This is a genomic window from Acinetobacter legionensis (assembly GCF_048552295.1).
Lineage (GTDB): Bacteria > Pseudomonadota > Gammaproteobacteria > Pseudomonadales > Moraxellaceae > Acinetobacter.
Genome location: NZ_JBIMCW010000086.1, coordinates 1 through 382 on the forward strand (window position 1 = coordinate 1; position 382 = coordinate 382).

Consider the following 382-nt stretch of genomic DNA (forward strand, 5'->3'; position numbering starts at 1 on the left):
GGTTCATTATGATTATTGCGATTGGCGCAGTCATTGCTGCCTTTCTGGAAGCAAAAAAACGTAGTAAAAAGTTTCGTGATGGCTTAGATAAACTGGCGCTTAAGTTACCTATTTTTGGGGACTTGGTTTATAAGGCAATTATTGCCCGCTATAGCCGCACGCTTGCTACAACATTTGCCGCAGGTGTTCCACTTATTGATGCATTAGAATCGACTGCTGGCGCAACCAATAACGTGATTTATGAAAAAGCTGTAATGAAAATTCGTGAAGATGTCGCAACGGGTCAACAGCTTCAGTTTGCTATGCGAGTGTCTAATCGTTTTCCATCTATGGCTATACAAATGGTTGCAATTGGTGAAGAATCGGGTGCACTAGACAGCAT

At 42.1% G+C, this 382-nt stretch carries 1 protein-coding gene; it reads left to right on the forward strand.

Translation table 11 applies throughout. The features are described 5' to 3' along the window. Positions 1 to 382 (forward strand): type II secretion system F family protein (locus ACG916_RS21570; protein ID WP_419378815.1); only part of this gene is annotated, 382 nt, incomplete at both ends.